The 13,760-nt window shown below is 70.6% G+C and carries 9 protein-coding genes and 1 riboswitch; of the genes, 6 read left to right on the forward strand and 3 right to left on the reverse strand.

What is annotated here, in order from left to right:
* Positions 1-3 precede the first annotated feature (3 nt).
* Positions 4-1,650: an ATP-binding protein gene (locus tag L3i22_RS12155; RefSeq protein WP_221327065.1), complete on the forward strand. Its 1,647-nt coding sequence runs from the start codon at positions 4-6 to the stop codon at positions 1,648-1,650.
* Positions 1,651-1,948: 298 nt separating this feature from the next.
* Here the strand turns inward: L3i22_RS12155 and L3i22_RS12160 are convergent, their stop codons facing one another.
* Positions 1,949-3,535 carry a glycoside hydrolase domain-containing protein gene (locus tag L3i22_RS12160; protein ID WP_255658150.1) on the reverse strand — a complete coding sequence of 529 codons (1,587 nt, stop codon included), beginning with the start codon at positions 3,533-3,535 and terminating at the stop codon, positions 1,949-1,951.
* 438 nt (positions 3,536-3,973) lie between these two features.
* Between L3i22_RS12160 and L3i22_RS12165 the strand changes: the two genes are divergently transcribed.
* The gene (locus L3i22_RS12165) at positions 3,974-4,492 is read left to right on the forward strand and encodes an HDIG domain-containing metalloprotein (protein ID WP_255658151.1); all 519 of its coding nucleotides are present in this window, start codon (positions 3,974-3,976) and stop codon (positions 4,490-4,492) included.
* A 63-nt stretch (positions 4,493-4,555) separates the two neighbouring features.
* Here the strand turns inward: L3i22_RS12165 and L3i22_RS12170 are convergent, their stop codons facing one another.
* Positions 4,556-5,689, reverse strand: coding sequence for a M20 family metallopeptidase (locus L3i22_RS12170; protein ID WP_221327068.1), 1,134 nt, complete (start codon positions 5,687-5,689; stop codon positions 4,556-4,558).
* Between the two features lie 9 nt (positions 5,690-5,698).
* The gene (locus L3i22_RS12175) at positions 5,699-6,472 is read right to left on the reverse strand and encodes a DUF1684 domain-containing protein (protein WP_221327069.1); all 774 of its coding nucleotides are present in this window, start codon (positions 6,470-6,472) and stop codon (positions 5,699-5,701) included.
* A 72-nt stretch (positions 6,473-6,544) separates the two neighbouring features.
* Positions 6,545-6,659: riboswitch (SAM riboswitch) on the forward strand.
* A gap of 33 nt (positions 6,660-6,692) precedes the next feature.
* Here L3i22_RS12175 and L3i22_RS12180 point away from each other — a divergent pair.
* Genes L3i22_RS12180 through L3i22_RS12195 form a run of 4 tightly spaced genes read left to right on the forward strand, consistent with a single transcriptional unit; the run spans position 6,693 to position 13,758 of the window.
* Complete coding sequence (locus tag L3i22_RS12180; RefSeq protein WP_221327070.1) at positions 6,693-7,913, forward strand: aminotransferase class V-fold PLP-dependent enzyme; 1,221 nt, start codon at positions 6,693-6,695, stop codon at positions 7,911-7,913.
* A gap of 54 nt (positions 7,914-7,967) precedes the next feature.
* A complete protein-coding gene (locus tag L3i22_RS12185; RefSeq protein ID WP_255658152.1) occupies positions 7,968-10,223 on the forward strand; it encodes a bifunctional diguanylate cyclase/phosphodiesterase in 2,256 nt (751 codons plus the stop codon).
* Positions 10,224-10,267: 44 nt separating this feature from the next.
* Positions 10,268-12,511, forward strand: a complete 2,244-nt coding sequence (locus L3i22_RS12190) for a GH92 family glycosyl hydrolase (RefSeq protein WP_304523476.1) — start codon at positions 10,268-10,270, stop codon at positions 12,509-12,511.
* Positions 12,512-12,513: 2 nt separating this feature from the next.
* Positions 12,514-13,758, forward strand: coding sequence for a glycosyltransferase (locus L3i22_RS12195; RefSeq protein WP_221327072.1), 1,245 nt, complete (start codon positions 12,514-12,516; stop codon positions 13,756-13,758).
* The last annotated feature ends 2 nt before the right edge of the window (positions 13,759-13,760 follow it).

Consider the following 13,760-nt stretch of genomic DNA (forward strand, 5'->3'; position numbering starts at 1 on the left):
GAGGTGAACTCGGTCGCGCAGCTGGTGGACCAGCGGGAGGTGCGGCGCCTCGCCGCGCTGCACGAGTACCGGCTCCTCGACTCGCCGGCCGGCGACGAGCTGGAGGCCGTGGTCCGGGTCGCGGCGACGGTGGCCGGCGTGCCGACCGCCACGCTGAACCTGATCGACGAGAACCGGCAGTGTCAGCTGACCACGGTCGGTTTCGCCGGCGGCGTCTCGGCGCGCTCCGACTCGATGTGCGCGATCCGGTTCCTGACCGGCGAGTTCACCTATGTCCCGGACGCCAGCGCCGACCCGACCTTCCGGGCCAATCCGTGGGTCACCGGCACCCTCGCGAACGTGCGCTTCTACGCCTCGGCGCCGCTGATCACCCCGGACGGCTACGCCCTCGGCTCGCTCTGCGTCTTCCACGACCGGCCCGGGACGCTGAACGACGATCAGATCGACCGGCTCAAGGATCTCGCGCAGGTGATCGTGGCGCTCTTCGAGCGACGCCGCCAGGCCCGGATCAACGCGGAACTGGCCGCGATCTCCGAGGCCCGGCAGCGGTGGACCGACACGCTGCTGGAGACGATCGACGTGGCCGTGGTCGCCTGCGACCGGAGCGGCCATCTCACCCTGTTCAACCGGACCGCGCGGGAGTGGCACGGCCTGGACGCCGACCCGAGCATCGACCCGCGGGACTACTCGGACCGCTACGCGCTGTTCGAGACCGACGACGAGACCCCGCTGACGCCCGACCGGATCCCGCTGATGCGCGCGCTGCACGAGGGCTCGGTCACCAACGCGGAGATCATCATCCGGCGACGCAGCGGCGAGCCGATGCACGTCACCGCCAGCGGCCGGGCGCTGATCTCGCCGGACGGCACCCCGCTCGGAGCGGTCATCGCGATGAACGACGTGACCACCGACCGGGCCCAGCAGCGGGTGATCGAAACCGCCCGCCGCGAGCTGGCCACCGCGAACGAGGACCTGCGCCGCTCGAACGCCGACCTGACCAACTTCGCCGGCGCGGTCAGCCACGACCTGGTCGCCCCGCTCGGCGCGGTCGGCGGTTACCTGGAGCTGCTCGAGGACGTCGTCGACGGCCAGCCCCGGGGCTGGGTCGACGCCGCCTCCCGCGCGGTCACCCGGATGCGCGACCTGATCGGTTCGCTGCTCCGATATGCCCAGGCCGGCAGCGCCCCGATCCGCCGGGTCATGGCCGGCCTCGGCGACATCTTCGACAACGCGGTCGCCGACCTGCACGCCGAGATCACCGCCGCGGGCGCCTCGGTGACCGCGCCGGATCCGCTGCCGGAGGTCTCCTGCGACCCGGTGCTGGCCCGCCAGCTCCTCCAGAACCTGATCGCCAACGCGATCAAATACCGACATCCGGACCGTATTCCGCACGTCGAGGTAACCGCTGCCCGGGACGACAAGGGCTGGGCGATAACGGTCACCGACAACGGCGTGGGCATCCCGCCGGAACAACGCGACCGGGTCTTCGACATGTTCATCCGCGTCGAGGGCACGTCCGCCGCCGGCCACGGCATCGGCCTGTCCAGCTGCATGCGCATCGTCGACCGCCACGGCGGCACCATCCGCGTCGCCGAAAACCCGGCCGGCGGCACCCGCGTCATCTTCACCCTCCCCGACCAAAACCCATAAACCCTATTTGGTACGACCTGGGCCCACGCCCGCCGAGCCCCCCGGCCTCCCGGCCCACTCCGGGCCGACACCCCGCATCCGGGCTGGGTGCGGTGGAGACCTGGCCCGCCCACCGTCGCGGCGCCGGGCTCCGGCCTCCCCACCCGGCCGCCGGAACGGGCCGGGCGCGCTGACCGATCACGGCGCGCGGAGCATCATCGGATGATCGTGACGGCTCAGGCCGTACCGTAATCGGATTTTGAAAAAGATGGCGCCGGGGAAACCCGGCGCCATCGAGCGAGCCTGTGGAACAGCGGACCTAGAAGAGCTGGGTGCGGCCGGCGTAGCCGTTGGCGACGCGGATGCCCGGGTTGAGGCCGGTGCCCTTGCCGCGGTAGAGCCAGAGGCCGCCGGTGCTGGTCTGCACCGCGAGCAGGTCGGGGTAGCCGTCGCGGTCGAAGTCGCCGATGCCGACGAAGTCGCGCAGGCCGGACCCGGAGCCGATCCGGACGCTGGTCTGGAAGCCGCCGGACTTGCCCTTGTACAGCGACAGCGCGCCGGTGCTGGTCACCTTGACCACCAGGTCCTGGTAGCCGTCGCGGTTGAAGTCGCCCACGCCGACGAACTCGCTGCGGTTGTTCCAGTTGCCCTTCGCGACGACCTTGCGGGTGCCGAACTTCGCGCCCTTGGCCCCGGGGTACAGGTACAGGTAGCCGTTGCTGATCTGCTGGGCCAGCAGGTCCGGGTAGCCGTCCTTGTTGAAGTCGCCGATCGCGGTGAACTCGCGCAGCGAGCGCATGTCCTTGTAGAGCAGCTTGCGGGTGCCGAGCTTGCCGGTGCTCTTGCCGGGATAGAAGTAGACCGCGCCGGTCGACTTCTGCCGGGCGATGATGTCCTGGATGCCGTCGCGGTTCAGGTCCATCCGGACGATCTGGTCGTACCCGGAGAAGCTGCCGATCAGCGTCGCGGTGCTGGACACGACCGTGCCGTTGCCGGCGAACGAGTAGAGCTTCGAGCTGCTCTTGGTCTTGGCGAGGACGTCCGACCAGCCGTTGCGGTTCCAGTCGCCCTGCTTGGTCGCCGGCATCACCCGGAAGTCCAGGTAGTCGGTGTCGATGTTGATGGTGACACCGCCGTACGTCTCGGTGTGCCCGCCCTGGTACTGCTTCATCCGGCGGTGCCCGGCCCAGTAGGTCGCCGGGATCGCGGTGTCGTCGACGGTGGCCTTGTTGTCCCAGCGGGCGAAGTCGATGTAGTCCGGCCGCGAGTACCCGGACTTGTTGTAGACCGCGACCTGGTCGGCGATGCCGGAGCCGGCGCTGCTGTAGAAGCCGGACGCGTACCCGAGCGCGTGCAGGCGGTTCGTCCACGCGCCCAGGAACGCGACCACGCCGGCCTGGCAGGTGGCGTCCGAGCTGTCGTACGCCTCCATGTCGTAGATCAGCACGCTGTTCGGCGACAGGCCGAGCGACTTCGCCTGGACGACCGCGTCGGTGGCCGCCGTGACGCCCTGCGAGGCCGCGGACGCGTTGACGATCAGGGTCTTCTTGGTGACCTTGGTGCAGCTGGCCTGCGGACCGACGTAGAGCGGGATCAGGTGCCAGCCCCGGTCGATCTGCTCCTTCACCCACGCCGCGGTCAGGTTCGGCTGGGCGCAGCCGCGGCTCACGCCGCCGATGTAGATGCCGGCCGCGCGGTACGGCGACGACTTCAGCCAGGTGGCCATGGTCGCGCTGGACGGGGCGGTGCAGGCGTCGAAGCCGTACCCGGTGAAGTTGCCCGGCTGCGGGGCCAGGGCCGTCGCCGCGCCGGCGGTGTTCATGAACGCCAGCGGGGTCAGCGACAGCACCAGCACGACCAGGCCGGCCAGGCGCTTGCGGTACTGCACGAACCAACGGGAACTCATCCGGTGACGCCCGGCACGGGGCGCATCGCTCATCGGGAACCTATTCGTCGACGTGGTCGCGCGGCACAGAGAAGTGGCACAGAGCAGTGCCACAGAGAAGTGGCACAGAGAACTTGTGGATCGAATCAGGACGATGCGATCCTGCCAAGATCTGTTCGGCTGATCATGGTCCGGCCGAAGGGATGAGCTCGGTGACCTGTCCCACTTCGCCGCCCCGGCCCGGCCCGCGTCGCCCGCCGCTCAGTTCCGGCGGTGGCTGACCGATCGGGCTGGTGACCAAGCGATCGGCCAGTTGATTCAGGGTGCGCTCATGCCGAGTTTGTCTTTTGTTCACCATCCGCGGCCTACGCTTCGCCGATGACGGCCCCGAGCCTGCTTCCCGCGTCTGGATCTCCGGCTGAAACGTTTCCGGAGGGCCCGCTCAGCACCGCCGCGCGGATGTTCGCCGAATCCCTGATCGGTGGCATGGGCAACCGCTGGCTGCACACCACCGGGGTCGCCGAGCGCGCCGCCGGTCTGGCCGGCCCGCTCGGCGTCGACGGTGACCTGCTCACCGCCGCGGCCTGGCTGCACGACATCGGCTACGCCGAGGCCACCATCGGGACCGGCTTCCACCCGCTGGACGGCGCCGACCACCTGACCCGCAACGGCTGGCCGGTCCGCGTGGCCGGCCTGGTGGCCTACCACTCCGGCGCCCGGTTCATCGCGGCCGCTCGTGGCCTGAGCGAGCTGCTGGCGGCCTACCCGGACGAGCGCACGGTCCTGGCGGACGCCCTGACCTACGCCGACCAGACCGTCGGGCCGGACGGCGCCCGCGTCGACCCGGCCGGACGCTACGCCGAGATGCTGCTGCGGCACGGCCCGTGCTCGTGGAACGCCCGCGTCGACGCCGATCGCGGCCCCTACCTGCGTGGCATCGCCCACCGCATCGAATACCTGCTGTCCTTCGCCGCCTGAACCGGCCTTTCCGGTCCGGCCGGGCGATCAATGGCAGCTCTACCTGCGGGCCGAGGGCCGAGGCTACGTCGGCTTCGACTTCTCCGGCTGAACCGAGGGCTGAGCCCGAGGCTGATCCCGAAGATCATGGAGAAAGAGCGACAGGGCATCGAAGTACGGCTGTAGCGAGCTGATCTCCACATACTCGTCCGCGCCGTGCTGACCGTCGCCGGACGGCCCGAAGATGACCGCGCCGACACCGTGCGGGAAGTAGAAGCGACTGTCCGCCGACCCGTGCTTGCGCAGCAGCTCCCCGGACCCCCCGACCGCCCGCGCCGCCGCCCGCAACGCCACCACCTGCGGACTGTCCGGATCCGCCCGGTGCGGCGTCCCCACCGAGTCGACCACCACCGCCAGCCCGGTGATGCTCCGCAGGTGCGCCGCGATCTCCCCGGCCGACCGGCCGGTCAGGTCCCGGTCCTCGGGCGGATACCGGATGTCCAGCCGGGCGACCGCGTCCGCCGGCACCTGGTTGTCCGCCTCGTTCGACGTCTCCACCCGGGCCAGGTTCACGGTCGTGGTCCAGGCCTCCTCGGCCGGCACCGGGTAGCGGTCCATCAGCCGCTGGATCCCGGCGAGCAGCGTCAGCAGCGCGTTGGACCCCAGCCAGGGGTACGCCGCGTGCGCCGTCTGCCCGGACGCGATCACCCGAGCCCGGACCAGGCCCTTGGACTCGGTCACGACGCGCAGCCCGCTCTGCTCCCCGACGATCACGAAGTCCCCGCGCACGCCCCACCCGACCTGATGACCCGTCCCGTCGAAGCCGCCCACCTCCTCGTCGGTGACCAGCTGCAGCGCGATCGGGTACGGCAGCTCCTCCGCCAGCGTCCGGAACACGGTGGCCAGCACGAGCGCCGCCACCTTCATGTCGTGCGCGCCCCGCCCGTACAGCCGGTCACCCTCCCGGCGCGCCCGGAACTGCTCCGGCGTACCGGGAACGACATCGAGGTGACCGTTCAGGATCACCCGGGGCTGCCCCGGCCGGTCCGGGTGCGTGACCAGTACGCTGGGCTTGCCCCGCGACTCGAACCGGCGGATCTCGAAACCCGGCCCGACCACGTCGAGCGCGAGGCCGAGGGCCCGGTGCAGCTCACCGGGCCGATCGGCGGTGGACCGGATCCCGATCAGCGCTTCGGCCGGCGCGAGCAACTCATCCATGCACGCAAACTAGCGGGGAAGCCGCTCGCCCGCCTCCACGGCGATCGGCAGTCTGTTCCCGGCCGGCGGCAGCGGGCAGGTCGCGAACTCGGTGTACGCGCACGGCAGGTTCGTCGCCCGGTTGAAGTCCAGCACCACGGCCCCGTCCGGGTCCGGCGCCGGGATGGCCAGGCTGCGGTTGGCGGCGTACGTCGTCACCCCGGAAGTCGCGTCGGTGAACAACACGAAGAGTGACCCGGGGGTGCCGCCGTTGAACGCGGTCAGCGCCAGATCCTGCCCGCCGACGCTGAACTCGACCTTCCCCGGTGACTCGTAGACGTGCTCGAGCCCCTCGGAGACCGAGCCGACGGTCACCGGCACGGGCGCCTCGAACGGTAAAAATGTGCCGTTCACCGCCCACTTCTCGGTCGCCGGGTAGGCCGGCGTGCCGGTGTACTGCGCCAGCGTCTCGTGCGACGGGTGCCGCGGCCGCAGCACGTCGAAGCCGCCGCGCCGGGCGATCTCCAGCTTGGCGTCGCCGTAACCCACCGTGATGTCACCGCGCTCCGGGATCGGCTCGAACCGGTGCTCGCCGGCCCCGATGCCGTCCAGCGACTCGCCGTCGGCGAGCGTCACGAGCACGCCCTCCGGCCCGGTGCTCCACTCGCCGGGCGCGTCCGGGAAGCGCTGCGGCGTCGCGTCGAGCCAGTGCAGCCCGGTGATCGCCAGGAACCCGTGCGGATCGGCCCGCCGCTTCTCGTGCCCGTCGTGCCACCGCGCCCACTGCTCTTCAAAGCTGCTCATATATCGACCCTAATCCCTACTCTGGGGATGGGTTATGGCGTGACCATGTGACATCTGCTAATTTCCTTCGCAGGTCATGAGTGTCAGCGCGTAGCCCCGGCTTGCTGACCGGCAACCCTTGCGTTCGCGATGGGGTGCCCCGGGTGAGGACCGGGCCGTCGTCGCTCGACGCCGGCAAGCGCGGGCCCGGTGGGGTCCCTGACCTCAGCGGAGGTATGCCATGTCGGCTCTCGACATCGTCGGCGACGACCTGAAGACCGAACTTCCCACCGGCGAGACGGTACGTTTCGCCCACCTCGACTACGCGGCGTCCGCCCCGTGCGTCGAGGCCGCGGCCCAGGCGGTGGCCGAGCTCCTGCCGCGCTACGGCAGCGTGCACCGGGGGACCGGGGTACGGTCGCAGACCTCGACGGTGGCCTACGAGGTGGCCCGGGACGTGGTGGCCGAGTTCGTCGGCGCCCGCGCGGACGATCAGGTGATCTTCACGCGGAACACCACGGACGCGCTCAACCTGCTGGCCCGGGCCCTGCCGGCGGGCACCACCACGATCCTGTTCGACGGTGAGCACCACGCGAACCTGCTGCCCTGGCCGAATCCGCTCCGCCTGCCGGCCCCGGAATCAGCTTATGAGGCGATAAAGTCCCTCAAAGATGCGCTCAGCGTGACAAAAGGGACGCGGGTCCTGACCGTCACGGGCGCGAGCAACGTCACCGGCGAGATCTGGCCGGTGCGGGAACTCGCCGATATCGCGCACGCTCACGGCGTACGCGTAATTGTCGATGCCGCACAGCTCGCGCCGCACCGGCCGGCGAACCTGGACCACCTCGGCGCTGATTTTCTGGCCTTTTCCGGTCACAAGCTGTACGCGCCGTTCGGCGCCGGCGTCCTCGTCGGTCGCGCCGACTGGTTGGACGCGGCCGAGCCCTACCTGTACGGCGGCGGCGCCAGCGCGACCGTCGGCGACCGCCCCGGCGAGCTGACCTGGGCCACCGGCCCGGCCCGGCACGAGGGCGGCACCCCGAACCTGCTGGGCGCCGCCGCGATCGCCGCGGTGTGCGCGGCCCTGCTGGTCGCCGACCGGGACGCTCTGCACCGCCACGAGCAGGACCTGCTGGCCCGGCTGCGCGGGAGCCTGCCCGACGGCGTACGGGAAATGAGCCTTTTCGGTCCGGACCACCCGCGGGTCGGCATCGTCTCGCTGGCCCTGCCCGGCCATGATCCGGCCCGGGTGGCGCACCGGCTGGGCCGCGAGTTCGGCATCGGCGTCCGCGCCGGCCAGTTCTGCGCCCATCCGCTGGTGCGGCGGCTCACCAAAAGCGACGCGACAGCGACCTGCGAAAGCGGACAAAACGCTCTCTTGAGGGCAAGTTTCGGGCTGGGCAGCACGACCGAGGACGTCGACCGCTTCACCGCGGCCCTCGGCGAAATACTCCGCTCCTGACCGGCAACCACCGGGAACCTGCATCCGCCGCCGAACGATCCGATCAAGCGGATCGTGAGGACCTGGCTGACTTGGCTGCGGGACCGCCTGCCCACCGGCGGCGGCCTGCGCGACGAGGACTGGACGACACGGCATCGACTGCTGACCGTGTTGCTCGGCGTCGTCGTGCTCGTGGTGACCGTGTTCGGCGCGGTTCGCCCGGATCAGGGCACCACCCTGCTCTGGACCGATCTGCTGATCCTGCCCTGCATCGTGGCCGGCACCCTGCTCAGGGGCCGCCGGACGCGCTCGGTGGCGGTCGCGCTCGGCTTCACCGTGGCGTGCGCCGGCTTCGTCTCGCTGAGCAACGGCCTGACCGAGGCGCACTTCTCGTTCTTCGTCGCGGTCGCCGCGCTCGCCCTGTACCGGGACTGGGCGCCGTTCGGCGCGTTCCTGGTCGCCACCACCCTGCACCACGGGGTGTTCGGGCTGCTGACCGGCACGCACACCTACGACCACCACTCGGCGCAGGCGCACCCGCTGGTCTGGGCCGGGCTGCACGGTTTCGCGGTGCTGCTGGCGGCCGGCTTCCAGGTCGTGCAGTGGGGGCTGACCGAGGCCGAGGAGCGGCGCGCCGCCGACAACCTGGAGGAGAGCCAGGCCCAGCTCAGCGTCGCGTTCGACGAGACGCCGGTGCCGATGGCGATGTTCGCGCCGGACGGCCTGGTGCTGCGCTGCAACGCCGCCTACCGGCACTGGCTGCGCCTGCCCGACGAGCTTCCGGCCGGTTTCTCGGTACGGGACGTGCCGCTCGTCGCCGTGGATCCGGCCGAGGGCAGCGCCTTCCCGCGGATGTCGGCGTCGGTCGAGCCGCTCACCCTGACCCGGCAGTACCGGCGCACCGACGACGGCTCGCTGATCTGGGTCGAGCTGCACAGCACCCCGCTCTACGACAAGCAGGGCACCCTGCGGTTCATCTTCGCGCACTGCCTGGACGTCACCGGCGTCCGCAACCACGAGGAGGAGCTGCGCCGCCAGGTCCGGCACGACTCGCTGACCGGGCTGCTGTCCCGCAAGGCGTTCGAGAGCGACCTGTGCGCGCTGCTCCAGGGCCGGACCCCGGTCAGCGTCATCTACCTGGACGTGGACCGGTTCAAGTCGGTCAACGACGGCTCCGGGCACGCCACCGGGGACGACGTGCTGCGCGCGCTGGCCGCCCGGCTGACCCGGGCGGTTCCGGCCGGTGCGCTGCTGGCCCGGATCGGTGGCGACGAGTTCGTCGCCGCGGTGTCCGGCCCGCCCTCCGCCGGCCTGCGGGTCGGCCAGGAGATCCTGGCCTCGATGGGTGAGCCGCTGCTGGTCGGCGGCAACCAGCTGCCGATCTCGGTCAGCATCGGCGTCGCGTCCGAGCACGGCGCCGAGCACTCCGACGACGTGGTGCTGGCCGCGGACACCGCGATGTACACGGCCAAGCGCGCCGGCGGCAACCGGCTCGAGGTGTTCACCGAGGACATGCGGGTGTCGGTGCACGAGCGGCTGGCCGCCGAGGCCCGCCTGCGCCAGGCGCTCGCCGGGCACCTGCCGTGGACGCTGCCGCTCTGGTTCCAGCCGGTGGTCTCGACGGTCACCGGGCAGATCGTCGGGGCCGAGGCGCTGTGCCGGATGCGGACCCCGGACGGGCGGATCCTCAGCCCGTACCACTTCATCGGCGCCGCCGAGGAGACCGGGATGATCGTGCCGCTCGGCGAGCACGTGCTGCGCTCCGCGATCGACCACCTGATCTACTGGTCCGGGCACCTGGGCTACGTGTCGGTCAACGTCAGCCCGCGCCAGCTGGCCGAGCCGGACTTCGTGCCGATGCTGGCCGACCTGCTCGCCGCGCACCCCGGGCTGGACCCGTCCCGCCTGGTCCTGGAGATCACCGAGACCGCGCTGCTGGCCTCGTCGGTCGACGTGTCCGAGCGCCTGGCCACCCTCAAGCGGCTCGGCGTGCGGATCGCGCTGGACGACTTCGGCACCGGCTACAGCTCGCTCACCTGGCTCAAGTCGGTCCCGGCCGACATCGTCAAGCTGGATCGCTCGTTCGTGGCCGGTCTCGCGGTGGACCAGCGCAAGTCGTCGATCATCCAGGCGGTGCTCTGGCTCGCCCAGTCGCTGGGCATGTCCACGATCGCCGAAGGGGTCGAGGAGATCGACGACTGGGCTGCTCTGCAGGCCGCCGGCTGCCCCGCCGTACAGGGCTATTTCTTCAGTGAGCCGCGCCCCCCGGAGGAGTTCCAGGAGATGTTGATCAACCGGAAGTGTGTCACTCCTCTGGCGCAGTTCACCTGATTGAAACCACACGCGGGATCCTGGGCGGTTAGAGTCCCGGAATCCTGGACAACGTTGATCCCTTCATCGGCACCGCGGCGACCGACCTGCCTCGCGCACACGGTCTGGCCGCCACTTGGTGGTGGCCCAAGCCGCAGGTGGGTAACACCCACCCCGGCGCGACCTCGCCCCTGGGCATGGTCTCCGCCTGCGCCTACTCAGGCGCCTACCCCACCGGTTACGGCCGGTACGCGAAGAACACCGAGGGCGTGCCCGAGGAGATGTTCGAGCGGACCGAGGCCTCCGGCTTCACCCACTTCCAGCAGTCCGGGACGGGGGCGATCCGCAAGTACTACAACTACGTGCGGGTCACCCCGATGGTCCAGCCGCTGGACGATCTCGGCCAGTCCTGGGCACTGCACGACGAACGTGCCGAGCCCGGGTACTACGCCGCGAACCTCGACACCGGGGTGCGTTGTGAGATCACCGTGGGGGAGAAGGTCGCCGTCCACCGGTACACCTTCCCGGACCATCACAGCGCCCGGGTCGTCATCGACCTGTCGTGCGGTGGCCTCGCGATAGATCTGGGCCGCACGGTTCCGCTGCGTGCCCAGGTGGAGAGCATGGGCCACGGCACCGCGCAGGGCACCGTGGTGATGGAGGGCGTGCCGCTCTCCGTGCACCTGGAGGCGGACACCCCGGGCTGGCGGCAGATGCTCTGGTACGACCGGCGCCTGATCCCGGGCGGCACCCGGCTCGACTTCGACAGCATCCGGCACACCACGCTGCGCCCGTTCGGCCTGCTGTTCATGGGCTCGGCCCGGGCCGGGCAGACCATCGAGGTCCGGATGGGCTTCTCGCTGCGCGGCTGCGAGCAGGCCAAGCAGAACCTGCACCGGGAGTGCGGCACGTCCGAGCCGGCCTTCGAGAAGGTCCGGGCCGGCACCAAGCACCGGTGGCGCGACCACATCGACCGGGTGCAGGTCGAGGGCGGCACGCCGGCCCGGCGCACGGTGATGTCGACCGCGCTCTACCACTCGCTGATCAAGCCGTGCTTCGCCGACGACGAGAGTCCGTTCTGGCCGAACTCCGGGGCGTACGCGTTCGACATCTGCACCATGTGGGACATCTACAAGACGCAGATCCCGCTGCTGCAGGCGATCGCCCCGGACCGGGCCATGGACCTGCTCGAGTCGCTGATCCGGGTCTGCGAGGAGGAGGGCAACTTCCCGATCGGGTACCGGATGGCCCGCGGCGCCGACCGGTTCTTCCGGCAGGCCTCGGCGCTGGCGCACACCGCGATCGCGGACGCGCACGCGCTCGGCCGGTCCGGCGTGGACTGGGGCTGGGCGCTCGTGCACATGGTCGACGACCTGCGCCGGATGTACGGCGAGGACTTCTTCGAGCACGGCCTGGTGCACCCGATCACGCACACGCTGGACCTCGCGTACGCGCACCACGCCACCGCCAAGGTGGCCCGCGCGCTCAACGACCGCAAGCTCGCCGACGACCTGGAGCGCCGCAGCCACCAGTGGGTGAACGCGTTCGACCCGTCCACCGGCCTGCTGCGCGACTCGGAGTTCTACGAGGGTGGCAAGTGGAACTACTCGTTCCGGCTGCTGCACGACATGGCGGCCCGGATCGAGCTGTCCGGCGGGGACAAGGGCTTCATCGACAAACTGGACCGATTCTTCGGCTATGGCGCCGAACCGGTCAAACAGCCGGGAATCAGTCCGCAACCGGCGGAGATGGCGCTCGGCTACGCCCTGAACCGCTTCGAGGGCCTGAACAACGAGCCGGACATGGAGGCTCCCTGGGCCTACCACTACGCCGGCCGGCCCGACCGCACCGCCGAGATCGTGCACGCGGCGCTCACCTGGCAGTTCGGCACGGGTCCCGGCGGCCTGCCGGGCAACGACGACTCGGGTGGCCTGAGCGCCTGGTACGTCTGGGCGTCCCTGGGCCTGTTCCCGGTCGCCGGGCAGAGCCTCTTCCTGGTGAACGCGCCCGCTTTCGCCCGCTCGGCGCTGCAGGTCGGCGACGAGGAGTTCATCATCGAGACCAGCGGGCACCGCGAGACGCCGATCGGTGTCGACGGTCTCGACCGTGACCCGCCGCCCCAGTACGTTCAATCCGCCACCCTCAACGGCAAACCGCTGCACTCGGCGCACCTCTCCGCGACCGACGTGCACCGCGGGGGCCGGCTGCACCTCAAGCTCGGTCCCGAACCATCGACGTGGGGACACGGGATCCGCCCGCCGTCCCACTCCTTCACCCTCTCCACACCCCCTGCGACATCGAAGGAATGACCATGAGCCGTCCTACACGGAGACTCGTGATCGCGGTCCGCGCCGACCCGGTTATCTGCGGACACTCAGGTGAGGCCCGCAACCTCGCCGAAGTCGCCCTGCTCAGGGGCTTCGACGACGTGCGCCTGCTCACCTGGCCGATCCCCACGCTGCAGGCGGCCGGCCTGCCGCTGAAGCCGCTGGACCGGTTGTTGCCGTACAGCGAAGGAATCACCGTCGAACGCCCGGAGGCGGTCGGCGACTACCGCGTGCCGGACGGCCGGCATCTGGCCGGCCTCACCGGCCGCCTCGTCGAGCTGCTCAGCGACGGCGTCCCGACCGTGTGCCTGTCGATGTACCTGGTCCCGCACACCCAGGTGATCAACGACGCGGTCAACTCGGCCCGCGCCGCCGGGTTCAACCCGCAGGTCCACACGATCGCCAAGGCGGTCGGCTCGGACGTCACCAACGTGATCCGCTCGTGCCTGCGGGAGGGCCGGGTCGGCGCCGCCACCGTCCTGATGACCACGTTCCTGGCCAGCGACGAGGTGGTCGCGGTCTCGGAGTACACCAAGGACGAGATCATCGCGTCGGCCGAGGAGGTCGACCGGCACTGCGGCACGACCTTCGCCGAGCAGTGCCGGGCGCGGGTCGCGGTGAGCTACCCGCCGATCGACTCGTCGGCGTTCCTCGACCTGGACGACGACACCATCGACGCGGCGCTGCAGAAGCGCGGCCTCGAACGCGGGAAGTACATCCTCTTCCTGTCCCGGGTGGCCCGGGCCAAGGGCATCTACGACCTGGTCATCGCGTACGGCCAGATGCGTTGCCGGGACGACGTCCCGCTGGTCATCGCCGGCAACGGCCCCGCGCTGGAGCACGTGCGGGCGATGGCCAAGGAGGACGAGCGGATCATCTTCCTGAACGATGTGGACGACGACGAGAAGCCGCTGCTGATGGCCGGGTGCGCGGCCTACGCGCTGCCGACCAAGCCGGAGCCGGACTTCGTCGAGACGTTCGGCATCGCGCTGGCCGAGAAGATGCTGGCCGGCGGCGGGCCGATCGTGACGACGCTGACCGGCGGCACCGGCGAGGCGGTCGGCGACACCGCGATCATCGTCGAGGCCGGCGACATCAACGCCCTGGCCGAGGCACTCGACCGGGTCATCCTCGACATGCCCGAGGCGGAGAAGCGGGTGATGGAGGCGCGGGCCCGCGAGCACGCGATGTCCTTCGACCGGGTCGCCGTCTTCGACGACCTGTTCTGACC

This window comes from Actinoplanes sp. L3-i22, from assembly GCF_019704555.1.
Classification (GTDB): Bacteria; Actinomycetota; Actinomycetes; order Mycobacteriales; family Micromonosporaceae; genus Actinoplanes.

Coding starts and splice junctions, on each gene's coding strand:
- L3i22_RS12170 (WP_221327068.1), bottom strand. CDS start 5,689: ATGGATGAGTTGCTCGCGCCGGCCGAAGCGCTGATCGGGATCCGGTCC.
- L3i22_RS12160 (WP_255658150.1), bottom strand. CDS start 3,535: ATGAGTTCCCGTTGGTTCGTGCAGTACCGCAAGCGCCTGGCCGGCCTG.
- L3i22_RS12180 (WP_221327070.1), top strand. CDS start 6,693: ATGTCGGCTCTCGACATCGTCGGCGACGACCTGAAGACCGAACTTCCC.
- L3i22_RS12165 (WP_255658151.1), top strand. CDS start 3,974: ATGTTCGCCGAATCCCTGATCGGTGGCATGGGCAACCGCTGGCTGCAC.
- L3i22_RS12195 (WP_221327072.1), top strand. CDS start 12,514: ATGAGCCGTCCTACACGGAGACTCGTGATCGCGGTCCGCGCCGACCCG.
- L3i22_RS12175 (WP_221327069.1), bottom strand. CDS start 6,472: ATGAGCAGCTTTGAAGAGCAGTGGGCGCGGTGGCACGACGGGCACGAG.